At 64.4% G+C, this 22,605-nt stretch carries 19 protein-coding genes; 10 read left to right on the forward strand and 9 right to left on the reverse strand.

All coding sequences use genetic code 11. The annotated features are described in order from the left end of the window. Nucleotides 1-125: 125 nt before the first annotated feature. The 5 genes from I6F36_RS11815 (at nucleotide 126) to I6F36_RS11835 (ending at nucleotide 5,555) form a co-directional block, all read left to right on the forward strand. Nucleotides 126-326 carry a hypothetical protein gene (locus I6F36_RS11815; protein WP_225171484.1) on the forward strand — a complete coding sequence of 67 codons (201 nt, stop codon included), beginning with the start codon at nucleotides 126-128 and terminating at the stop codon, nucleotides 324-326. Between the two features lie 302 nt (nucleotides 327-628). Beyond that, nucleotides 629-1,726: a copper-containing nitrite reductase gene (nirK, locus tag I6F36_RS11820; protein WP_036022006.1), complete on the forward strand. Its 1,098-nt coding sequence runs from the start codon at nucleotides 629-631 to the stop codon at nucleotides 1,724-1,726. A 58-nt stretch (nucleotides 1,727-1,784) separates the two neighbouring features. After that, on the forward strand, nucleotides 1,785-2,663 hold the full coding sequence (locus tag I6F36_RS11825) for an SUMF1/EgtB/PvdO family nonheme iron enzyme (protein WP_036022002.1): 879 nt from the start codon (nucleotides 1,785-1,787) through the stop codon (nucleotides 2,661-2,663). A gap of 164 nt (nucleotides 2,664-2,827) precedes the next feature. After that, complete coding sequence (locus I6F36_RS11830) at nucleotides 2,828-3,853, forward strand: Fe(3+) ABC transporter substrate-binding protein (RefSeq protein ID WP_035998784.1); 1,026 nt, start codon at nucleotides 2,828-2,830, stop codon at nucleotides 3,851-3,853. Between the two features lie 67 nt (nucleotides 3,854-3,920). Beyond that, a complete protein-coding gene (locus tag I6F36_RS11835; RefSeq protein WP_035998781.1) occupies nucleotides 3,921-5,555 on the forward strand; it encodes an iron ABC transporter permease in 1,635 nt (544 codons plus the stop codon). A gap of 81 nt (nucleotides 5,556-5,636) precedes the next feature. On the opposite strand, the gene I6F36_RS11840 is transcribed toward I6F36_RS11835, so the two are convergent. From I6F36_RS11840 to I6F36_RS11850, 3 genes are read right to left on the reverse strand one after another with little or no spacing between them, the layout of a single operon-like run. Continuing rightward, nucleotides 5,637-6,272: a GNAT family N-acetyltransferase gene (locus I6F36_RS11840; protein ID WP_225171485.1), complete on the reverse strand. Its 636-nt coding sequence runs from the start codon at nucleotides 6,270-6,272 to the stop codon at nucleotides 5,637-5,639. 21 nt (nucleotides 6,273-6,293) lie between these two features. Beyond that, a complete protein-coding gene (locus I6F36_RS11845; protein ID WP_035998776.1) occupies nucleotides 6,294-6,944 on the reverse strand; it encodes a CoA transferase subunit B in 651 nt (216 codons plus the stop codon). 18 nt (nucleotides 6,945-6,962) lie between these two features. Next, entirely contained in the window at nucleotides 6,963-7,670 is a 708-nt protein-coding gene (locus I6F36_RS11850) for a CoA transferase subunit A (protein WP_035998773.1), read from the reverse strand. Between the two features lie 287 nt (nucleotides 7,671-7,957). Between I6F36_RS11850 and I6F36_RS11855 the strand changes: the two genes are divergently transcribed. From I6F36_RS11855 to I6F36_RS11870, 4 genes are all read left to right on the forward strand, one after another. Further along, nucleotides 7,958-9,841 carry an AsmA family protein gene (locus I6F36_RS11855; protein WP_225126653.1) on the forward strand — a complete coding sequence of 628 codons (1,884 nt, stop codon included), beginning with the start codon at nucleotides 7,958-7,960 and terminating at the stop codon, nucleotides 9,839-9,841. A gap of 188 nt (nucleotides 9,842-10,029) precedes the next feature. Then, nucleotides 10,030-11,415 (forward strand): ABC transporter substrate-binding protein, encoded by a 1,386-nt coding sequence (locus tag I6F36_RS11860; RefSeq protein WP_109142529.1) that lies wholly within the window; start codon nucleotides 10,030-10,032, stop codon nucleotides 11,413-11,415. A gap of 96 nt (nucleotides 11,416-11,511) precedes the next feature. Beyond that, nucleotides 11,512-12,384, forward strand: coding sequence for a carbohydrate ABC transporter permease (locus tag I6F36_RS11865; protein ID WP_035998764.1), 873 nt, complete (start codon nucleotides 11,512-11,514; stop codon nucleotides 12,382-12,384). Continuing rightward, a complete protein-coding gene (locus tag I6F36_RS11870; RefSeq protein WP_035998760.1) occupies nucleotides 12,381-13,232 on the forward strand; it encodes a carbohydrate ABC transporter permease in 852 nt (283 codons plus the stop codon). Before I6F36_RS11865 ends, I6F36_RS11870 begins: the two co-directional genes overlap by 4 nt. A gap of 96 nt (nucleotides 13,233-13,328) precedes the next feature. Here the strand turns inward: I6F36_RS11870 and I6F36_RS11875 are convergent, their stop codons facing one another. From I6F36_RS11875 to I6F36_RS11895, 5 genes are all read right to left on the reverse strand, one after another. After that, nucleotides 13,329-14,141, reverse strand: a complete 813-nt coding sequence (locus I6F36_RS11875) for an ABC transporter permease (protein ID WP_225171486.1) — start codon at nucleotides 14,139-14,141, stop codon at nucleotides 13,329-13,331. Between the two features lie 4 nt (nucleotides 14,142-14,145). Further along, a complete protein-coding gene (locus tag I6F36_RS11880) occupies nucleotides 14,146-15,060 on the reverse strand; it encodes an ABC transporter permease (RefSeq protein WP_225112931.1) in 915 nt (304 codons plus the stop codon). Further along, nucleotides 15,057-16,229 (reverse strand): ABC transporter ATP-binding protein, encoded by a 1,173-nt coding sequence (locus I6F36_RS11885; protein ID WP_225112932.1) that lies wholly within the window; start codon nucleotides 16,227-16,229, stop codon nucleotides 15,057-15,059. The genes I6F36_RS11880 and I6F36_RS11885 overlap by 4 nt, the downstream gene beginning before the upstream one ends. 169 nt (nucleotides 16,230-16,398) lie before the next feature. Further along, nucleotides 16,399-17,871 (reverse strand): glycerol-3-phosphate dehydrogenase, encoded by a 1,473-nt coding sequence (locus I6F36_RS11890; RefSeq protein ID WP_225112933.1) that lies wholly within the window; start codon nucleotides 17,869-17,871, stop codon nucleotides 16,399-16,401. Nucleotides 17,872-18,009: 138 nt separating this feature from the next. Further along, nucleotides 18,010-20,694 carry an EAL domain-containing protein gene (locus tag I6F36_RS11895; protein ID WP_225126277.1) on the reverse strand — a complete coding sequence of 895 codons (2,685 nt, stop codon included), beginning with the start codon at nucleotides 20,692-20,694 and terminating at the stop codon, nucleotides 18,010-18,012. 202 nt (nucleotides 20,695-20,896) lie between these two features. On the opposite strand from I6F36_RS11895, the gene I6F36_RS11900 reads away from it, so the two are divergent. Then, entirely contained in the window at nucleotides 20,897-22,021 is a 1,125-nt protein-coding gene (locus I6F36_RS11900) for an NAD(P)/FAD-dependent oxidoreductase (RefSeq protein ID WP_036021966.1), read from the forward strand. Nucleotides 22,022-22,167: 146 nt separating this feature from the next. On the opposite strand, the gene I6F36_RS11905 is transcribed toward I6F36_RS11900, so the two are convergent. Beyond that, nucleotides 22,168-22,350, reverse strand: a complete 183-nt coding sequence (locus tag I6F36_RS11905; RefSeq protein ID WP_008546178.1) for a YdcH family protein — start codon at nucleotides 22,348-22,350, stop codon at nucleotides 22,168-22,170. Nucleotides 22,351-22,605: the final 255 nt, after the last annotated feature.

Consider the following 22,605-nt stretch of genomic DNA (forward strand, 5'->3'; position numbering starts at 1 on the left):
GCGGCAAATCACGGAATGAATTCAAATAACCCGGATCGGCGGACGCGGCTTTGCGCTCGCGCAAAGCGCGGATACCGGTTCCCGGCCATGGTGAGAAAAAATCGCGGCCATCCGGAGCGTTCGCCATGAGGCTTTTCGCACTCGAACTCATTCTCTCCCTGCTCGACGTCCGCGGCCATATCCCGCGTTTCGACGACTTCCGACCGGCCCCGGCCGCGCCGGCCCCCGCCGGCGCGGTGCGCGCCCTGGCGGCCGCGATCGCCGTCTTCGTCGCGCTGTCATTGGCGATCTGGGGATTTGTCTGGCTCGCCGTGAACCTGCTCTGAACGGACGCGCCTTCGCCAAGGCCTGTCTTGCGATCTCGTCCACGCGCATGAGCGGGGCAACCGAGATCGTCATCCAGCTTGAACATGCAAACGAGTTGCCGCTGAGTTGACGCTCGGCCTCGATCGGCATCGCGCCTGCGGACGCGGTGAGTTGCCATCGCCGATCCCGCTCCTTCGAGAAATCTAGGTCATGTTGCCGAACGCGAATCCGGCGGAAGCTTGTCGCAGCACAAACACGCTTGCCGCAATCGGCGCACACTGCACTCCGTCATCAAAACCATTTCAGATGAAGGATGCTTCCGATGTTCACCCGCAGAGCCGCATTGATCAGCGCCGCCGCGACCGCCCTGATGTTGGCGATCCCGGCTTTCGCCGCCGGCGATCTCAAGCTGCCGCGTCAGAAGGTAGAGCTGGTCGCTCCGCCCTTCGTGCACGCGCACGAGCAGGCCACGACACAGGGCCCCAAGATCGTCGAGTTCAGGATGACGATCGAGGAGAAGAAATTCGTCATCGACGACAAGGGCACCACCTTCCAGGCGATGACGTTCAACGGCTCGATGCCGGGCCCGCTCATGGTCGTGCACGAGGGTGACTATGTCGAGCTGACACTAGTCAATCCCGCGACGAACACCATGCCGCACAACATCGACTTCCATTCCGCGACCGGCGCGCTCGGCGGCGGCGAGCTCACGCTCATCAATCCCGGCGAGCAGGTCGTGCTGCGCTGGAAGGCGACCAAGACCGGCGTGTTCGTGTATCACTGCGCACCGGGCGGCCCGATGACCCCCTGGCACGTCGTCTCGGGCATGAACGGTGCCGTGATGGTGCTGCCGCGTGAGGGGCTGAACGACGGCAAGGGCCGCGCGCTGAAATACGACAAGGTCTACTATATCGGCGAGCAGGACATGTACGTGCCGCGCGACGAGAAGGGCAACTTCAAGTCCTACGAATCGCCGGGCGAAGCCTTCACCGAGACCGAAGAGGTGATGAAGAAGCTGACCCCGACCCATGTCGTGTTCAACGGCAAGGTTGGCGCGCTCACCGGCAAGAACGCGCTCACCGCGAAGGTCGGCGAGAACGTGCTGATCGTGCACTCGCAGGCCAATCGCGACAGCCGTCCGCATCTGATCGGTGGCCACGGCGACTATGTCTGGGAGACCGGCAAGTTCGGCAACGCGCCCGAGGTCGGGCTCGAGACCTGGTTCATCCGCGGCGGCTCGGCGGGAGCTGCGCTGTACAAGTTCCAGCAGCCCGGCATCTACGCCTATGTCACGCATAACCTGATCGAGGCGGCCAGTCTCGGCGCCACCGCGCACTTCAAGGTCGAAGGCAAGTGGAACGACGATCTGATGATGCAAGTGAAGGCGCCTGCCGAAATACCTCCTGCCAGCACCAACTAGATGCGACGAAGGGGCCGGTCATCGCCAGCCCCTTCTTTCCTTCTGCGGAGGAATGATTGTGCTGATCGCATTCAAGCTCAAGCTGGCACTTGCCTGCGCGGCCGGGCTTGCGGGGCCGCTGGCCGTTGCGCCTCTGGTCTCGGAGCTGACGATGCGCCATGCCGTCGGCGAGCCGGCCTTGGTCGAGGTCGCCCCGGGCAGCTTCGCCTATCGCGAGGCCGGCGATTTCACCCGCGGCGGACAGCAGGCGGAAGCGCCGATGCGCACCATCCGGATCAACCGGCCGCTGCGCATCATGCGGAATCAGGTCGCTTCATCCGACTATCAGCATTGCGTGCAGGATGGCGCCTGCCGCGCACTCGATCGCGACGTGGCAATCGCCCCCGATCGCCCAGCAGTGCAGGTGAGCTGGCACGACGCCGAGGCCTATGCAGGCTGGCTGTCGCGCAAGACCGGCCATCAATACCGCCTGCCGAGCGACGAGGAATGGGCCTTTGCCGCCGGCTCCAGATTCCGGGATGACGGGGTACCGGTCGATGCAAGCGACCCTTCGAAGCGCTGGATCAGCCGCTATGAGCGCGAATCCGAACGCGACCTCTCCGACACCACGGCTCATCGCTTCGGCAAGTTCGGCCCGAACGAGCATGGCGTCGAAGACCTCGCCGGCAATATCTGGGAGTGGACCGCGACGTGCTTCGTGCGCTCGCGTGTCGATGATTCCGGCAATCCCGGCCGCGCGACCGTGAATTGCGGCGTGCGCGTCGCCGAGGGTGCGCACCGCGCCTATGTCACCGACTTCATCCGCGACGCCCGTGCCGGCGGCTGCGCCCAGGGCGTGCCGCCCGCCAATCTCGGCTTCCGCCTGGTGCGCGAGGAGACGTCGTGGCTGGCCAGCGTCTCGCAGCGCCTGAGCAAGATGAGGCCGGCAGGATCATAGGGCGTCAATTATTTCCCATGACCGTCGCTTCAGTATTAGAATGAGTCTAAAAGATACTTTGGAATTGCTCTAAGCTTATGCTCTCGCGACATCGCGTCGCTAACGTTGGCCCCCCGCCTGCGCTACTCAATCGGCGTTCAATCTCGCGCCTGGGAGCAGCCCTTATGATCTATCTTCGCGTCCTCGCCGCGTCTGCGGCGGTGTTGAGCCTGACCACGTCTTTCGTGTCGGAGGCAGCCGCCAACGGCGAGGTCAACGTCTATACCTACCGCGAGACCAAGCTGATCCAGCCGCTGTTCGATGCGTTCACCAAGGACACGGGCATCAAGGTCAACGTCGTCTCCGCAAGCTCCGGTCTGGAGCAGCGCATGAAGGCGGAAGGGGCCAACAGTCCGGCCGACGTGCTGCTGACGGTGGACATCGGCCGCATCGACGAGGCCGTGCAGGCCGGCGTCACCCAGCCGATCAAGTCGGAGGCGGTCGACAAGGTCGTGCCGGCGCAATATCGCGATCCGGACGGACACTGGGCCGGCATCTCCATGCGCGCGCGCGTGATCTATGCCTCGAAGGATCGCGTCAAGCAGGACAAGATCACCTATGAGGAGCTCGCCGATCCCAAGTGGAAGGGCAAGATCTGCATTCGCTCGGGCCAGCACATCTATAACAACGCGCTGTTCGCGGCCTACGCGGCCAAGTACGGCGAAGCCAAGGCCGAGGAATGGCTGCGCGGCCTGAAGGCCAATCTCGCGCAGAAGCCGTCGGGCGGCGATCGCGAAGCCGCGCGTGACGTCGCCGCCGGCAAATGCGATATCGGCATCGGCAACACCTATTACTGGGCGTTGATGATGAACAACGATCCCGAGAAGAAGCCGTGGGCGGAGGCGACCCGCGTCATCCTGCCGACCTTCGAGGGCGGCGGCACCCACGTCAACCTCTCCGGCGTGCTGCTCGCCAAGAACGCGCCCAACAAGGCCAACGGTACCAAGCTGATCGAGTGGCTCGTCAGCGAGCAGGCGCAGCAGATGTATGCCGACCAGAACTACGAATATCCGGTTCGGAGCGGTGTCGCCGTCAATGCGACCATCGCCGGCTACGGCAAGCTCGTCCCGGATCCGTTGCCGATCGCAAAGATCGCCGCCAACCGCAAGGCTGCGGCCTCGCTGGTGGACAAGGTCGGCTTTGACAACTGATCTCTGGCGGCCCACGTCTATCGAACTGCTGGAAGCTACGAGCACACGGCCTCGATCGAGGGGCCGTGTGCGGGCCGGTCGCGCCGCAACCGCCATCGCGATCGCAACCGCGGTCCTGGTCGCGGCGCCCGTGATCTCGATCGTTTCGCTGGCTTTGCAGCCGGCATCCGATGTGTGGCACGACCTGATCAACTACGTGCTGCCGGCCGCCCTTCTCGACACTGCCCTTCTGCTCGTCGGGGTCGGCGCGGTCACACTTTTGATCGGCGCCGGCACTGCATGGGTGATGTCGCGCCACGATTTTGCCGGCCGGGGCATGCTGCTGTGGCTGATGCCGCTGCCGCTGGCGATTCCGACCTATCTTGCGGCGTACGTCTATGCCGATCTGTTCGAACCGCTAGGCCTGGTGCATCGCACCCTGGCGACCTGGCTGCCGCTGGGCGATGCCCTCGGCCTTCTGCCCAACCTCCGCTCGCTGCCGGGCGCCATCTTCGTGATCGGGCTCGTGCTCTACCCTTACGTCTATCTCTCGGCGCGTGCGACGTTCCAGGTTCAGTCTGCCGAATTCGCGGAAGCGGCCACGACGCTGGGCGCCGGCCGATGGACCATCTTGTGGCGCGTTTCACTGCCGATGGCGCGGCCGGCGCTGGCGGTCGGCGTGGCGCTGGTCGCGCTGGAAACGCTCAACGACATCGGAGCCAGCGAATATCTCGGCATCCGCACGCTGACGGTCTCGATCTTCACCACCTGGCTCAACCGCGGCAGCCTTGCCGGTGCAGCGCAGCTCGCATGCCTGATGCTTGCGATCGTTGCCGGCCTGATCGCGATGGAGCGTTACGGCCGTCGCAACGCCAGCATCGAATTCTCGGCCGAAAGCCCGCATGTGAGGCGGCGAACCCCGCTGTCGGGCGCAAGAGCGTCGATCGCGTTCGCGGTCTGCGTGCTGCCGGTGCTGATCGGCTTCGTGGTCCCGCTGCTCTATCTGGCGCATCAGGCTCTCGGCCGCGGCCTGCTTGCAAATTTCGACCCGCTGCTGTGGCGCCACACCTTCCATTCGTTTGCCTTTGCAGGGCTCGCAACGCTCATGGCCTTGATGCTTGCGCTCGCCACCACGATCGCGCATCGCTTGCGGCCGGATCCTCTGCGATATGTCGCGCTGAGCATCGCGCAGGCCGGATACGCGCTGCCGGGTCTCGTCATCGCTCTCGGCCTGCTCACCCCGGTGCTGGCGGTCGACAATGCGCTGAGCGCGGTCGCGACCTGGACCGGACGTTCGCTTCCGGGGCTGGTCCTGGTCGGCTCCGGGATGGCCGTCGTGATCGCCTACACGATTCGTTTTCTGGCTGTGCCGGTCGGCATGATCAAGGCCGGGTTCGACAGCATTCCGAGCGACTATGACGAGAGCGCACGCGCGGTCGGCGCCGGCCAGGGGGTCATGTTGAGGCAGATCTATCTGCCGTTGCTCCGGCCCGCGATGCTTGGCGCCGTCATCATCATGTTCGTCGACTGCCTGAAGGAGCTGCCGGCAACGCTGCTCCTGCGGCCCCTCAACGTCGAAACGCTGTCCACGTCAATCTACCAGTACGCAAGCCGCGGCAATTTCGAGGACGGCGCGCTCGCGGCCCTCCTGATCATCGCGGCCAGCATCGGCCCGGTTGCCTGGCTAACCCGGTTCTCCGAGGTGCCGAGCGGCCCCGCTTGAAGGGGCACATCGTCCGCACATTCATGGCGCTTCGACCAATTGATAGCAAACGCTTGGTTGTCGCCGGCGCCTGCAACCTGCTCAAATCTTTCGCGCGAACATGCGAAAACCGGGCGCGCCGATGATTGCCTCGAAATTCGGTTCGCGCTTCTCTTCCGCGAAGACAAAACCCGCCTTCGCGTAGGCGCGCTCGGCCGGCTCGTTGCCGATCAGGAACGATATCGTCGCCCGGGCAAATCCAGCTGCCCGCCCTTTGTCCAGCGCATGCGCGATCAACGCCTGCATCAAGCCACGACCACGATAGGCAGGGTCGGTCGCGACATGCTCGATCATCCAGTCGCCCTCGCCGCCCTGGACCCAGCAAGCTCGCGAATAGGCACCGCGCTGGCGGATGGCGTCGAGCTCTGACGCCGTCAGCCCAATCGACAGACCGACCTCTTCGACCGCGCGCCATGCCGCCGGTCCGGTGCCGGCTGCCGGCACGGCGCAAAGTGCAGCAGCGGGCTTGCCATCAATCTCGGCGACCAGGAACTGCGAAAAATGCCACATCGACACCGCCCGTGCGACGGCGACGCGCGCGACGAAAGCGAGGCACTCCGCTTCCGGCCAGCCGAGCGCCACGTCGAACCAGCCGCGCGGCCGGTGGCCGCGCATCGAATTCAGGATGGTTTGTGCGATGAATTCGGCATCTTCGGGACGCGCGGACCGTATCGTCATGCGCGCCCCTTTACGACGACCCTACGTGTTCTTCAGCGCGACGCGGAATTCGGCTTCGGTCTTGGACTTGATCTCGTCGAGCGTGACGCCGTCGGCGAGCTCGATCAGCGCCATGCCGCCATCGCCGTGCTTGTCGATGGTGAAGACGGCAAGATCAGTGACGACCATGTCGACGACGCGCTCACCGGTCAGCGGCAGATTGCACCTCTTCAGGAGCTTCGGGCCGTCCTTGGCCGAATGCTCCATCACCACCACGACGCGCTTGACGCCGGCGACGAGATCCATCGCGCCGCCCATGCCCTTGACCATCTTGCCGGGGATCATCCAGTTGGCGAGATCGCCGTTCTGGGCCACCTGCATGGCGCCGAGGATCGAGAGATCCATGTGGCCGCCGCGGATCATGCCGAAGGAATCCGCGCTCGAGAAATACGAGGTCGACGGCAGCTCGCTCACCGTCTGCTTGCCGGCGTTGATGAGATCGGCGTCTTCCTCGCCCTCATAGGGGAACGGCCCCATGCCGAGCATGCCGTTCTCGCTCTGCAAGGAGACGTCCATGCCATCGGGGATGTAGTTCGAGACCAGCGTCGGGATGCCGATGCCGAGATTGACGTAGTAGCCGTCGCGCAATTCCTTCGCGGCGCGCGCGGCCATCTGTTCACGGGTCCAGGCCATGTGAGTCTCCTGTTGCGCTTAAGCGGCGGTACGCGGGCGGGTGTTGCGGAATTCGATGCGCTTCTTCGCCGTGCCGACCTCGACGATGCGCTTCACGAAGATGCCGGGCGTGTGGATGTGGTCGGGATTGAGTTCACCGGCGGGAACCAGATGCTCGACCTCGGCCACCGTGATCTTCGCGGCGGTCGCCATCATCGGGTTAAAGTTGCGCGCAGTCTTGCGGTAGATCAGGTTGCCGGCGGTGTCGCCCTTCCAGGCGTGCACAATGGCGAGGTCGGCGAACAGGCCGCGCTCCATCAGGTACTTCTCGCCGTCGAATTCCTTCACTTCCTTGCCTTCGGCGATTAGCGTGCCGACGCCGGTCTTGGTGTAGAAGGCCGGGATGCCGGCGCCGCCGGCGCGGATGCGCTCGGCCAGCGTACCCTGCGGATTGAATTCGAGTTCCAGCTCGCCGGCGAGGTATTGCTGGGCGAACAGCTTGTTCTCGCCGACATAGGACGAGATCATCTTCTTGATCTGGCGGGTTTCGAGCAGGCGGCTGAGGCCGATGCCGTCGACGCCGGCATTGTTCGAGACCACGGTCAGGCCCTTGACGCCGGAATCCCGGATCGCGTCCGACAGCTCCTCGGCAATGCCGCAGAGGCCGAAGCCGCCCGACATGATCATCATATTGTCTTTTAGAATGCCTGACAGCGCCGACTTGGCGTCGGGATAGACCTTGTTCATGCAAAAAACCTCGACTGAACCTTGGGCTGGCGGGCGTCGCGCCTCATTGGCGGCGATTATTAGGCGAAATCGTCCGAAGCCGTCAATGATACGGGGTTCTCCGCTCCGCCCCCGGGTGATAGAAGCTGCCCATGCCGTGGGCATAACCGCGCAGCGGCCTTGAAAGCGTCAAGAAAACCCATCAAGTTGCGGTACTTAACACCATAGGATCTGGGCGTCGGCACACACGTTTCGCGGCCCGCCCTTCTGGCTCCAACGACCAACCCGATCAGGACATGCCATTGACCATGGCCCAAGGAATGAAGCGCCTCGGGACGCCGATCGCGGCGCTGCTTGGCGTCGCGCTGATCGCCCTGATCGCGACCTCCTGGCTCATCAACCGCGACGCGCTGCGCAAGGCGGTCGAAGCGCAGATCCGCGACGTCACCGGGCTCGAGCTCAACGTCGCAGGCAGCATCGAGATCTCGGTGCTTCCGGCGAGCTACATCTCCTTCCGCGACGTCGGCCTCAAGGGCGGCGGCACCAGCGCTCCCGCGCTCCAGGTCGACGTGCTTACCGCGAATTTGCGGCTGCTGCCGCTCCTGCTGCAGCGTTTCGAGATCGCCGACCTGACGCTGCTGCGGCCGCGCATCCACGTCAGCCTGAAGCCGGACGGCGAGAGCAACTGGACGCCCTTCATCCAGACCATCGCACGCACCATGAAGCCCGGGGCCGAGAACCAGGTCTCGTTCTCCGAAATCCGCATCCAGGACGGCGTGCTCGATTACGAGGACGTTGCCACGCGTGCCACCGAGAAGCTCGAGGACATCGACCTGTCGCTGGCCTGGCCTTCGATCTCGCGCTCTTTTGCCGCGACCGGGCAGTTCGACTGGCGCGGCGAGCGCGTCGACGGCTCGATCAGCTTTTCCGATTTCGTCGCCGCCCTCTCCGGCGACCGCTCCGGCCTGAAGGCGCGCATCGCCAGCGCGCCGCTCAAGCTCGCCTTCGACGGCAGCGTCGCCAATCGCACCAGCGCGATGATGGAGGGCACGCTCACAGTGGACAGCCCGTCCTTGCGCAACGCGCTGCGCTGGACCGGACAGCCGCAGCCCGGCAGCGGCGGCTTCGGCCGCTTCGTGCTGAAGGCGCGCGCCAACGTCGTCGGCGCCTCGATCGCGCTCACCAATGTCAACGTCGAGCTCGACGGCAATGCCGCCGAAGGCGTCATGACCTACGCCAATAACGGCCGGCAGACGCTGCAGGCCACGCTCGCCGCCGACGCGCTCGACTTCACACCTTATATCTCGACGTTCCGCCTGCTCGCGAGCGGCGCGCGCGACTGGAACAGGCAGCTGTTCGACCTCCAGGGATTGTCGACCACCGATCTCGACATGCGCCTGTCGGCGGCCAAGCTGACGGTCGGGCCCACGCGGCTCGGCCGCACCGCGATCGGCGCCAATTTGCGGAATGGCACGCTGGCCCTCTCGGTCGGCGAGGCGCAGGTCTATGGCGGTATCGCGAAAGGCTCGTTCGGCATCGCGCGGTCCGATACGGTCGCCGACATCAAGGCGCAATTCCAGTTCACCGACGTGGATCTGCAGGCCTGCGCCACCGAGCTGTTCGGCCTCAACAAGCTATCCGGCCGCGGCAACATCAACGTCTCGCTGTTCGCCTCGGGCTCGAGCCCGTTCGGCCTCGTGCAGTCGCTCGACGGCAGCGCCACCGTGACCGGGCATAACGGCGCGATCGCGGGCTTCAATGCCGAGCAGCTGCTGAAGCGGCTGGAGCGGCGGCCGCTGTCGGGCGGCGGCAATTTCCGCAGCGGCTCGACGCCATACGACAAGCTCACGATCGCCGTGAAATTCTCCGACGGCATCGCAACCGCCGAAGACATCCGCATCGAGGGCCCGGCGGCCAAGATCACGCTGACCGGCACCGCCTCGGTGCCGACCCGCGAATACGACATGAAGGGCGTGGCGAGCCTCAACACGGCGTCCGGCTTTCAATTGCCCTTCATGGTGCAGGGCCCCTGGGACGATCCCCTGATCTTCCCCGATCCCGAAAGCCTGATCCGGCAGTCGCCGGCGGCGTCTCCCTTCCTCGATCTCCTCAAGCAGCGCATCACGGGGGGAAAGCGCCCGGAGGGATCGCCGACCGCCGAAAATGCGAAAGAGGGCGCGAAGTCGAACTGACGATTGTGCGCCGTGGAGCGCGCGCGAATTGATCCCGGTGAATTGATGCGGCGATTGGATCGATGCGCGCATGATGCATCTCCGACGCGCTACGACCTTGGTCCGACAAGATGCGTTGATTGCGCTACCACCATGCGCTAGTGTTTTATACGACCGGTTAAAACACCGGCCGTTTGAGGGAGAAAAACGTGAAATCCAAGGTTATTGGCGCAGTTTCATTGGCGGTCGCTGCGGTTGGGCTGTTTGCCGCCACTGCGCCCGCATTTGCACAACAGAAGACGATCACGGTCTGGTGGGTCAAAGGCTTTTACAAGTCCGAGGACGAAGCGCTCGCCGAGACGATCAAGAAGTTTGAAGCCAAGACCGGCATCAAGGTCGAATTGTCGCAATACGCGATCCAGGACATGATTCCGAAGACCGTCGCAGCGCTCGATGCGGGCACCGTGCCCGACGTCGCCTATTCCGACAGCTACGACGTGCAGGTACAGGGCAAGTGGGCCTATGAGGGCAAGCTCGAGGACCTCACCGACGTCATGGAGCCGATCAAGGGCCGGTTCGTGCAGAACACGCTGGACGCCTCGATCCTCTACAACGACGTCGCCAAGAAGAAGGCCTATTACGGCTTCCCGCTGAAGCAGCAGAGCATGCACGTCCAGATCTGGAACGACATGCTGGAGAAAGCCGGCTTCAAGCAGAGTGACATCCCGAACGACTGGACCGGCTACTGGAGCTTCTGGTGCGACAAGGTGCAGCCGGCGATCCGTAAGGCCACAGGCCAGCGCATCTATGCCGTCGGCCAGCCGATGGGCGTGGAATCCACCGACTCGTTCCAATCGTTCTACACCTTCATGGACGCCTACCACGTCAAGCTGGTCGACGACGACGGCAAGCTGCTGGTCGACGACCCCAAGGTCCGCGACGGCCTGATCAAGGCGCTGAAGGACTACACCGACACCTACACCAAGGGCTGCGCCCCGCCCTCCGCGACCACCTGGAAGGACCCGGACAACAATGTCGCCTTCCACAACAAGACGATCGTGATGACCCACAACTTCACGATCTCGATCGCAGCAAAATGGTACGAGGAGTCACAGAACCAGAACCTCACGCCGGAACAGCGCGAGGCCGGCAAGAAGGCTTATGAGCAGGACATCGTCACGGCGTCCTTCCCCAAGGCTCCCGATGGCTCGACCATCAAGTATCGCTCCGACGTCAAGACGGGTCTGATCTTCACCGCGGCCAAGAACAAGGCCGAGGGCAAGCAGTTCCTCAACTTCCTGCTGCAGGAAGAGAACATCCGTCCCTACATCGAGGGCGCGCTCGGCCGCTGGTTCCCGGTGACGAAAGAAAGCCAGGAAAGCCCGTTCTGGCAGGCCGACAAGCACCGCAAGGCCGTCTACACCCAGTTCAAGGGCGGCACCTCTCAGTTCGACTTTACCAGGAACTGGAAGTTCACGATCTTGAACAATGAGAACGTGTGGGCGAAGGCGATGAACCGCGTCGTCAGCGAGAAGGTTCCGGTCGACAAGGCCGTCGACGAACTCATCGCCCGCATCAAGCAGGTCGCGGGCTGAGTCGTCCGCCCATCTCTCCGCGTTGCGGGGGAGAGTGCAACAACAACAACACCGGCCGCGTCTCGCGGCCGGCTTCTCTTTGAAGAGTCCGAAAGAATGGCGATCACGCTCTCTGGCGATCAGGCAATACCCGGCCCGCCCCTGTCGTCGCGGCTGACCCCGGCGCAGGTCTGGGGCATCCTCCTGCTAACACCTTATCTGCTCGTCTTCCTTGCCTTTGTCGTCTATCCCGTCTGCTACGGGCTCTGGCTGGCACGCGATCCGGCGAACTATGTGGCGCTGTATCACGACCCGATCTTCGCGCGCGCTGCAATCAACACGCTGATCTTCCTGGTCGTCGGCATCAACATCAAGATGATGATTGCGCTGTTCCTGTCCGGCTTCTTCGCGCAGCAGCGCACCTGGATCAGATGGCTGTCGGTGATCTTCATCCTGCCCTGGGCGGTGCCGTCGATCCCGACCATCCTGTCGGTGCGCTTCATGCTCAATCCCGAATGGGGCATGGTCAACCACTTCATCTTCTCCCTGACCGGCGATGACGGCCCGAACTGGCTGAACGACCCGACCGTCGCGCTGTGCATGGCGATCGCCGTGCACATCTGGAAGTCGCTGCCGTTCTGGACGCTGATCCTGATCACCGGGCGCCTTGCGATCTCGCACGATCTGTTCGAGGCCGCCGAGGTCGACGGTGCCAGCTGGTGGCAGAAATTCCGCTACATCACCTGGCCGTCGATGCAGACGCTCTACGTCACCTGCACGCTGCTCTCGATGATCTGGACGCTGGGCGATTTCAACAGCGTCTACCTGCTCACCGGCGGCGGACCTGCCGACCTCACGCACGTGCTGGCGACGCTCGGCATCCGCTATCTTCGGCTCGACCAGCTCTCGCTCGCGATGGCATCCATCGTCTGCGCGATGCCGTTCGTCCTGCCACTGGTTTACTTCATGATGAAACGGTTGTCGCGATGAAGCTTCCCTCCCTCCGTGACGTCGCGACGGAAGCGCGGCTGCTGCTGATCGGCATTCCCGTCTTCCTGTGGACGATGATCCCGATCTACCACATGTTCCTGTTCGCGATCTCCCCGAAGGAGGACGCGTTCTCGGGCAAGCTGTGGCCGGACCATCCGACGCTGCACAACTTCGAAATCGTGTTCAAGCAGCAGCACTACTTCCTGCGCGACTTCTACGCCCAGTTCTGGAATTCGACGCTGATCGCAGTCTCCGTGGGCGTGCTCACGCTGTTCATCGCGACCGCCGCGGCGTTCGCGATTTCGCGATTGAAGGTGCCGGGCGGCCGCGCCGTGCTGAACCTCGCGCTCTTCACCTATTTCATTCCCGCGGCGTTTCTCGCCGTGCCGATGTATCGCACGATGGGCAATTACGGCCTGCTCAACAATCACTGGTCGCTGATCCTGGCCATGGTGACGATCGCCTCGCCTTACGCGATCTGGGTGCTGAAGCAGGCCTCGGACAAGCTGCCGGTGGAGCTGGACGAGGCCGCGGTGATGGACGGCGCCACCACGCTGCAGATCTTCCGCCTGGTCTATTTGCCGCTGATGATGCCCTCGCTGGTCGCGATCGGCACCTATGCGGTGCTGCTGGCCTGGAACGAGTATCTCTACGCGTTCCTGCTGCTGTCGAACGACCGCGACATCACCCTTCCCGTCGCGCTCGGCAACTTCCTCGCCGCCGACGACTCGCCGTGGGAGCTGCTGATGACGACGGGCTTCATCTACGCGCTGCCGCCGGCCGCGGTCTATTACGCCTTCCGCCGCTACATGGTGGGCGGGCTCACGGCGGGTGCGGTGAAGTCGTAAGCTCTTCTTTCGTCATTGCGAGCGAAGCGAAGCAATCCAGACTACCTCCAGACTGGATTGCTTCGTCGCAAGAACTCCTCGCAATGACAGCAGAGCCTACAGCGGCGCAGCGCTCTCACCTCGCGAGCTCGACAGCTTCGAGGCGAGCGAGGCAATGACGATGACGACCGCGATCAGCGCGATCACCAGCGTGCAGATCGCGTTGATCTCGGGCTTCACGCCGAGCCGCACCTCCGAATAGATACGGATCGGCAGCGTCGCCGAGCCTGGGCCGGTGGTGAAGCTCGCGATCACGAGGTCGTCGAGCGACAGCGTGAACGCCAGTATCCAGCCGGCGACGATTGCAGGGGCGATCAGCGGCAGCGTTGCGGCAACGAACGCACCGACGGGATTGCAGCCGAGATCCATCGCCGCCTCCTCCAGCGAGCGATCGAGCGAGCCGAGGCGCGACTGCACGACCACCGTGACGAAGCACATGGTGAGCGTGGTGTGGGCGATCGTCACCGTCCAGAAACCGCGCTCGGCGTTCAGCGCAACGAACAGCAAGAGCAGCGACAATCCGGTGATCACCTCCGGCATCACCAGCGGTGCGTAGAGCATGCCTGAGAACAGGGTGCGACCACGAAAGCGTTCACCGCGCGACAGCGCCACCGCTGCGAGCGTGCCGAGCAGCGTCGCGATCGTCGCGGAGGCGACAGCGACCCGCAGGCTCATCCAGGCCGCCTCGATCATGGCGCGATCGTTGAACAACTCATGATACCAGCGCAGCGACCAGCCGCCCCACACCGTCACCAGGCGCGAAGCGTTGAAGGAATAGAGAACGAGGATCAGGATCGGCAAATAGAGGAACGCCAGCCCCAGCGCGAGCGAGGCGATGTTGAAGCGGGACAGGCGGAAGACCTTGCGCATCGCGCTACCTTCCCTGTTCCAGCTGCCGCTTCTGCAGCCGCTCGTACAGCAAGAGCGGCACCAGCAGCACGACCAGCAGCACGATCGCGGCAGCCGAGGCAACCGGCCAGTCCTTGTTGGTGAAGAATTCGAGCCACAGGGTCTGGCCGATCATCAGCGAATTGGAGCCGGCCAGAAGGTCGGGAATGACGAACTCGCCGACGATCGGGATGAAGCACAAGAGCACGCCGGCGCCGACGCCGGGCAGCGACAGCGGGAAGGTGACGAGCCAGAACACCTGCCAGGGCGGCGCGCCGAGATCGGCAGCCGCTTCCTCCAGCACCGGCTCCATCTTGGCGAGCGTCGCGTAGAGCGGCAGGATCATGAACGGCAGATAGGAATAGACGATGCCGATATACATCGCGGTGTCGGTGGAGAGCCACACTACGGGCTGGCTGACCAGATGCAGCGCCAGCAGGACCTGGTTCAGCAGGCCGTCGTGCTGGAGGATGTTGATCCAGGCGTAGATGCGGATCAGGAACGAGGTCCAAAACGGCACGATCACCAGCACCATCGCCACCGCCTGCCAGCGCTGCGGCAGCCGCGCCATCCCGTAGGCGATGGGATAGCCGATCAGGAGCAGTAGCGCGGTGGCCGTGAGGGCGACGGTGAGGCTGCGGACATAGGCGAAGACGTAAATGTCGTCGGAGGCGAGCAGCTTGAAATTGTCGACCGAGAGCGCAGCGAACGCTGCCTTCAGCGCGTCCCATCCCGCCGTGAGGTCGAACACCGGCTCGTAAGGCGGCTGCGCGATCGCGGTCTGCGACAGGCTGATCTTGAGCACGAAGCCGAACGGCACCAGGAAGAACAGCACCATCCAGACATAGGGCGCGATGGCCGCGAAGCGCGCCGGCTTTGCGAAGATGCGGCGCGAGCTCATGATTGCAGCACCACGCAATCGTCGGGCGTGAACCAGGCGACGACATGCTGGTTCAGGCTGTAGGCGTCGACGTCCAGCCGCGCGCTGTTAGCGACCGACGCCTGCAGCATCCCGCCGGTGTCGAGCTTCACCTTATAGGTGGTGGTGCCGCCGAGATAGCAGATGTCCGCGATCACGCCCTCGAGGGTGTTGATCGCCGTCTCACGACCGGCCTCGTTGGCCGGGCCGCGGCGCGACAGCTTGACCTTCTCGGGGCGGATCGCGACCGCCAGTTTTCCGGTGCCGACCGCCTCACGCGGCTCGGCCACCACCAGCGCCCCCGCATCGCGCGTGCCGATGACCAGACGACGACCGTCGCGCAATTTTGACTCGCCGTCGAACAGGTTGACGTCGCCGACGAACTCGGCGATCCAGCGCGAGCGCGGCGCCTCATAGAGCTCGCGGGGGTTCGCGACCTGGGCGAGCCTGCCTGATTTCATCACGCCGATCCGGCTCGCCATCGTCATCGCCTCCTCCTGGTCGTGGGTGACGATGATGAAGGTCATGCCGAGCCGCCGCTGCAGCTCCATCAGCTCGGCTTGCGTGTTTTCGCGAAGCTTCTTGTCGAGGGCTGCGAGCGGCTCGTCGAGCAGCAGGAGCTGAGGGCGGCGCGCCAATGCGCGGGCGAGCGCCACGCGCTGGCGCTGACCGCCGGACAACTGGTCCGGCTTGCGCTTCTCCAATCCCTCGAGCTTGACCAGCGCCACCATCTCCGCGACGCGCGTGGCGATGTCGGCACGCGGCATGCCGGCGCGCTTCAGGCCGAAGGCAATGTTGTCGCGTACCGACAGATGCGGGAACAGCGCATAGTTCTGGAACATCATGTTGATCGGGCGGTCGTGCGGCAGCGCCTGCGCGATATCCTTGCCGCCGAGCAGAATACGCCCCTCGTCCGGCGCCTCGAAGCCCGCGAGCATGCGCAAGAGCGTGGTCTTGCCGCAGCCGCTCGGGCCGAGCAGCGCGAAGAACTCGCCGGCCTTGATATCGAGCGACACGCCGTCGACGGCGCGGAACGTGCCAAAGGTCTTGGCGACGCCCTCGATGCGCAGCAGCGGCTGGCCGGCCGCCGGACATGCGTCTCCGCCAGCCGGTTCAGCCGCAACGTTCATCCCGGGCAATTCTTCCGCCATGGTCCCTGCCAACCCCGATTCCGCCGCACGCTAGCGGCCGATCGTGTTTAGCTCAACCGGTTCGGGGAAAACTTACATCGCGCCGCCGTAGCCCGGATGGAGCGAAGCGGAATCCGGGGCTGTTCGCCGGCGCAGAGACTCTCCCGGATTTCGCTTCGCTCCATCCGGGCTACACCAGTGACCGGCTCAGATCCGCCATGAACGCCGCCAGCGCCTCACGGTCCGCCGCAGGCATTGTCAGGCCCAGCTTGGAACGGCGCCACAGAACGTCATCCGGAAAACGCGCCCACTCGCAGGTCATGAGATATCGCACCTCCGCGCCGGTCAGTTCGGGACCGAAGGCTGGGCCAAGCTCTTTGCGCGTCCTTGCTTCACCGAGCACGGCCGCCAATCGCGAGCCGTAGGCCGCGACCAGGCGCTGGGCTTCCGGCTCGGACAGAAAGCGCCAGCGCTCGCGTGCGAGGTCGACCTCGGTGTCGAAACGATCCCAGGCGAAATCTCCACCTGGCAGCGCTGCGCCGGCGGTCCAGGGCGGCGACATCGGATAGAACGGCGTCAGCCTCGTCACCGCCCGCTCGGCGCGCCGGCGCGCGGTGGTGAGGTCGCCGCCGAACATCGTGATCAGCGGTGCCTTGCGCCGGCGCGCGTGGAACAGGGTTGTGCCCTCGCGTTGCCGCGCGGACGCCGGTCTCAGATTGACGCCGCAGACCGCCCGGACCACGTCGGTCGGGGCGACGCGCTCGCGGAAGTAGCGGCTCGCCGCTTCGCAGAGATAACCGACATCGGCCCCTCGCACCGCCACGATGGCGGGGTCGCCGGTGAAATCGTGCGTGACTGTGCCGATCAGCGTGAACGCGCGCTCAAACGGGCTTGCGAAGATCAGTCGGCCGTCGCTGTTCTGGAACACGTAGACATTGTCTGAATCGAACAGCCTGGGCACGATGATCTGGCTCATCTGCATGGCCGTCGCGGCGGGCTGCGGCTGGCGCAGGACGGTCTCCGCGACGATCGAGGTCCAGCCGCCACTGGTATTGGCCAGCGCCCTTGCTGTAACGGAGCGGCGGTGGCCGCGATCGACCACGGCGAGCCGCCAGATGTCGGTTCGGTCGGCACGTACGCAGCGCGCCCCGGTCCGGATCGTCGCACCACGCTCGGCGGCGTCCAGCGCCGTGAGCACGACAAGCCGGGAATCGTCGACGATACAGTCCGAATATTCGAACGCCGTGCCGAACGGGCGCTTCAGCGCGTTGCCGACCGGGTGATGGGTGATATCGAGGGTCGTCGATCCAGGCAGGCCGCTCCGGCCGGCGAGGACGTCATAAAGAAACAGGCCGGCCCGCAGCAGCCACGGCGGACGCTCGTCCACATGTGCAGGAATCACGAAACGCATCGGCCGCACCAGATGCGGCGCGATGGCGAGCCAGGTCCGGCGCTCGGCCAGTGCCCGGCGCACCCGCCAAAAGCCGCGGCGCTCCCGCACCGAGAGATCGCCGTGGATCAGCCGCGGTGTGGCCGACGACGCCGCGCCGCCGAGATCGCCCTGCTCGAACAGGATCACCCGCAGGCCGCGGCCCGCCGCATCGCGGGCGAGGCTGACGCCGTTCAGGCCGCCGCCGATGATCGCGAGGTCGTAATCCGCCATGAAGCCGTCGAATGGGAGCGAAGCACTCCCATCCACTAGAGCGATTTCCGTTCCGATGAAATCGGAACGGTGGCTCTAGATTCATATTCTGACGCGTTTTCTTGACGCGAGCCGCTGTCCACTTCGCTCGAAAACGCTCTAACCGGTCTTCAGCGCAAGCTCCATGGCTTCGGCGCGGCCGACGAGCCCGGCATATTTGCCGATCGGCAACGGCTTGCCGAGCAGATAGCCCTGCACCCCGTCACAGCCTTCCTTGGCGAGGAAGGCGAGCTGGTCGAGCGTCTCGACGCCCTCGGCGATGATCGACATTTCGAGGCCGTGGCCGAGGTCGATGACGGCGCGCACGATCGCCGCCGATTGCGGGTTGCGGCCGAGATTGATGATGAAGGCGCGGTCGATCTTGATCTTGTCGAACGGGAACGCCTGGAGATAGCTCAGCGAAGAATAGCCGCTGCCGAAATCGTCCATGGAGATGCGCACGCCGAGCGCCTTCAGGCGGCGCAGCAGCGCAAGGCCGCGATCGAAATCCTCGATCAGAACACCTTCGGTGATCTCGAGCTCGAGCCGGCCGGGTGCGAGGCCCGTCTCGATCAGGATCGAATGGACGAGGCCGACCACGTCGCCGTGCATGAACTGCGCCGGCGACAGATTGACCGCGACCTGCAGCGGCTTCGGCCAGGACGCCGCCTCGCGGCAGGCCTCGCGCAGGATCCACTCGCCCATCTCGACGATGAGGCCGCTCTCCTCGGCGATGGGAATGAATTCGGCCGGCGAAACCTGGCCGCGCACCGGATGCTGCCAGCGCGCCAGCGCCTCGAAGCCGATGATCTCGCTCTCGGCGACGCTGTGGCCCGCGGCCCCCTGCGGCTGGAAGGCGAGCGAGAGCTCGCCGTTCTTGACCGCCATGGAGAGGTCCTGGTGCAGCACGCGGCGGTCGCGGATCTGCTGGTCCATCTCGGGCTGGTAGAGGCTGATCGTGCCGCGCGACTTCTGCTTGGCGCGGAACAGCGCCGCGCCGGCATTGGCGAGCAGCGAGGCGCCATCGGTGCCATTGTGGGGAAAGACCGACATGCCCGTGGTGATGCCGGCGCGGACCGGGCGGCCGTCGATCTGGAAGTCCCTCGCGACAGCTTCGCCGATCTGCTGCGCCAGCGCGAGGCCCGCCTCGGGCTGCTTGCCGTCGATGATCAGGCCGAACTCGTCCCCGGACAGGCGCGCCACCACGCCGCCGCGTGCGGAATCCTGCAGCCGATGGGCGACCTCGATCAGGAGCTTGTCGCCCAGCGCATGGCCGAAGACGTCGTTGACCTCCTTGAGGCCGTCGAGGTCGACGCAGAGCACGGCGAACTCCTCGTCCGTGCCCTCGCAAGCCTCGATCATCTGAGTCAGCGCCTGCAGGAAGGCCGCGCGATTCGGCAGATCGGTGAGGCCGTCGTGATAGGCCATGTGCGCCATGCGCGACTCGGTCTGCCGGCGGTCGGTGACATCCTCGTGGGTCTTGATCAGATATTGCGGCTCGCCGGCATCATTGACCACGGTGGCGCGGCGGGTGAGGAACAGCCGCAGGCCGTTCTTGGTAGAGATCGGATGCTCCTCGGTGATCATCCCGCGCTTCTTGATCGCGGCCTCGTCGCGCGCGACGATCAGCCTGGCTTCCTTGGCGTTGAAGATGTCGGACGCGGTCAGGCCGGTGGCTTCCTCGCGCCTGCGGTTGAGGATCGTCTCCGCGCTGCGGTTGGCGAGCAGATAGCGGCCGTCCTTGACCTGCTCCACGATCAGCGCAACCGGGATGTTGTCGACCACGAGCTCGAGGAACTTCTTGGTGCTCTCCAGCTCCTGCGACAGCGAGCGGCGGTCGGTGATGTCCTCGAACAGGATGAGCAGAAATTCGGGCTTGTTGCTCTCGTTGCGGACCACGATCCGGATCGAGGCGACCATGCGCCGCGCGCCGGCACGATCCACCTCGAACTCATTGCGGTGCTGGCCATCCGGCGAATTGAGCGCGGCCTGGTCAGCGGCCTCGATGCTGGCCGCCGAGGCCGACGCAAACAGCTCCCGTGCATTCCTGCCGACGGCGAAGTCCCGCGACAATCCCCAGAACTTCTCATAGGCGCTGTTGGCGAAGATGTAGCAGCCGTCCTCGATGTTCTTGGCCGCCACGCAGGCCGGCACATGATCGAGCACCGATTCCAGGAACTGCTTGGTGGAGGCGAGCTGCCGCGACAGGTTGCGCTGCTCGGTGACGTCGAGATGGGTCGCCACCGAGCCGCCGTTCGGCAACACGAAATACTTCACCAGGATAGCCCGTCCGTCCGGCAGTTCCGTGGTCAGGCCATTGGCGCTCGATGCCTTCCGGTAAAATTCGTCATCGGTGACGCCGAGCACTCCGCGCTCGCGGCGCAGCCTCAGGATGTCGCAACCGGTCATGTTGGGCCGGAGGTCGGATCGCGTCAGGCCATAGATCTCGAGATAGCGGTCATTGCAGAAGATGACGCGGCGCTGCGCATCCGTCATCACCACACCCTGGTTGAGGTTGTTCATGGCGGAGGAGATGAAGGCGTTGCGACGCAGCTGCAAACGGCTGGACCGGCGCAGCGAGGAATGGATCCACAGCCCGATCGCGGCGAGGAACGAGCAGACCACGATGCCCGCGATGAGGGCTTCCCAGATCACGCCGGGATCAAGCCTGGTGAGATCGCCCGGAACGGCAAGGCTGTCCGATGCCGCAAAGGCGCGCGCAGGCGCGCCCGTAACGGCCAGGCATAGGAGGGCGTGCACAGCAATCCAAAGCGTGCTGCCCACGTGCCAGTTCTTCTCAGCCATCAGCCACCCGCGATTTCAACGTCGGATTGTCTGGCTTCGCGGGTTTGGATCGGGTAAACGCCTGTGGGCACAACAGAATAATGTGACATAAAATGCGGCAATTGCCCTGACATGATAAACGACTTCTTAACGGAAGCCCCGCCTGCGCCGCCGCATCCGGACCGTGCGCCACCGGTGCTTCCAACTGGTATCCTGCACAACCATGGATAGGGTCGATTGCGTCGTCATCGGAGCCGGCGTGGTCGGGCTCGCGGTGGCCCGGAAGCTCGCCCAGGCCGGGCGCGAGGTGATCGTGCTGGAGGAAGCCGAGGCGATCGGCACCGTCACCTCCTCGCGCAACAGCGAGGTGATCCATGCCGGCATCTACTACCGGGCCGGGAGCTGGATGGCGCGCATGTGCGTGGCAGGCAAGCACGCGCTGTACCGCTACTGCGCCGAGCGCGGCATCCCGCACAAAAATTGCGGCAAGCTGATCGTCGCGACCAGCCCGAAGGAGACCGAGAAGCTGCAATCGATCAAGGCGCATGCCGAGGCCAACGGCGTGCTCGACATGCAGCTGCTCTCGGGCGAGGCCGCACGCGCGCTGGAGCCGGCGCTCGCCTGCGACGCCGCGCTGCTGTCACCGTCGACGGGCATCATCGACAGCCATTCCTACATGCTCTCGCTGCGCGGCGAAGCCGAGGACGCCGGCGCAGCTTTCGCGTTTCACACCCCGCTGATCCGTGCCAAGGCGGCGGCCGGCCTCATCGAGATCGATGCCGGCGGCGAGGCACCGATGACGCTGCAATGCAGCCTCCTCGTCAACGCCGCGGGGCTGTCGGCAACGCATGTGGCGCGCAGCATCGACGGCATGCCGCTGGACCGGATTCCGCCGGCCTATCTCGCCAAGGGAAACTACTTCAGCTGCAACGCCAGGGCGCCGTTCTCGCGCCTGATCTATCCGGTGCCCGAGCCCGGCGGCCTGGGCGTGCACCTGACGCTGGACATGGCAGGACAGGCGCGCTTCGGGCCTGACGTCGAATGGATCGAGACGATCGACTACGAGGTCGATCCGTCACGCGCCGAGCGCTTCTATCCCGCGATCCGCAAATACTGGCCGACGCTGCCTGACGGCGCGCTGATGCCGAGCTATTCGGGCATCCGCCCGAAGATCGTGCCGCCGGCCGTGGCCACGCAGGATTTCTTGATGCAGGGCCCGCGCGATCACGGCGTTGCAGGCCTGATCAATCTGTTCGGCATCGAATCGCCGGGACTGACGTCCTCGCTCGCGATCGCCGATCACGTCGCCGAGCTCGCAGATATCGACAGTGTTTCGAGAAGCGGATAGGTGTGCGCGTCGAGAGCCACGGGTCCAAGCAAGAGTGAGCGCCGCACAACCGTGTTGCACGGTACACACCTTGCAGCAGGGATGAGCACGGATGCTCTCATCCCTGCGTGAAGGACGTGATCAACTCTACACTGTCACGGGGGTTACTAGTGGAGCGTGTCGCCAGATTGCTTCAGACGCTCGATCTGGTCCTTGACCATCAACTTCCGGCGCTTCAACTCAACAATTTGCAGGTCGTCTGTTGAAAGGTGCACGAGAGCTTCGTGCAATTCGTTTTCGAGAAGTTTGTGCTTCCGTTCCAATTCAACGAGATGTGCCTGAATTGTCATTCGAAACCTCCTCGGTAGGGTTGAACCTTTAGGATTCGATCCGGACAACCAAGTCTACATCACCGATTCGTCCTGTCGATGGGTATCCGTCGTTGCAGCGTCATTTTTGAAAGTTCATATGTAACGAAGCGTGACTAAGGGAACCACGCCGGAAAAATCCATGATATCAATACGCCGACGCACCGCCGCAGCTCCCTGCAGAAATATGTTGCTGGAGATCGGGGACGAGGGATCGCAGATCGCTTGCGATCACGC

The organism is Bradyrhizobium sp. BRP19 (assembly GCF_020194195.1).
Classification (GTDB): domain Bacteria; phylum Pseudomonadota; class Alphaproteobacteria; order Rhizobiales; family Xanthobacteraceae; genus Bradyrhizobium; species Bradyrhizobium yuanmingense.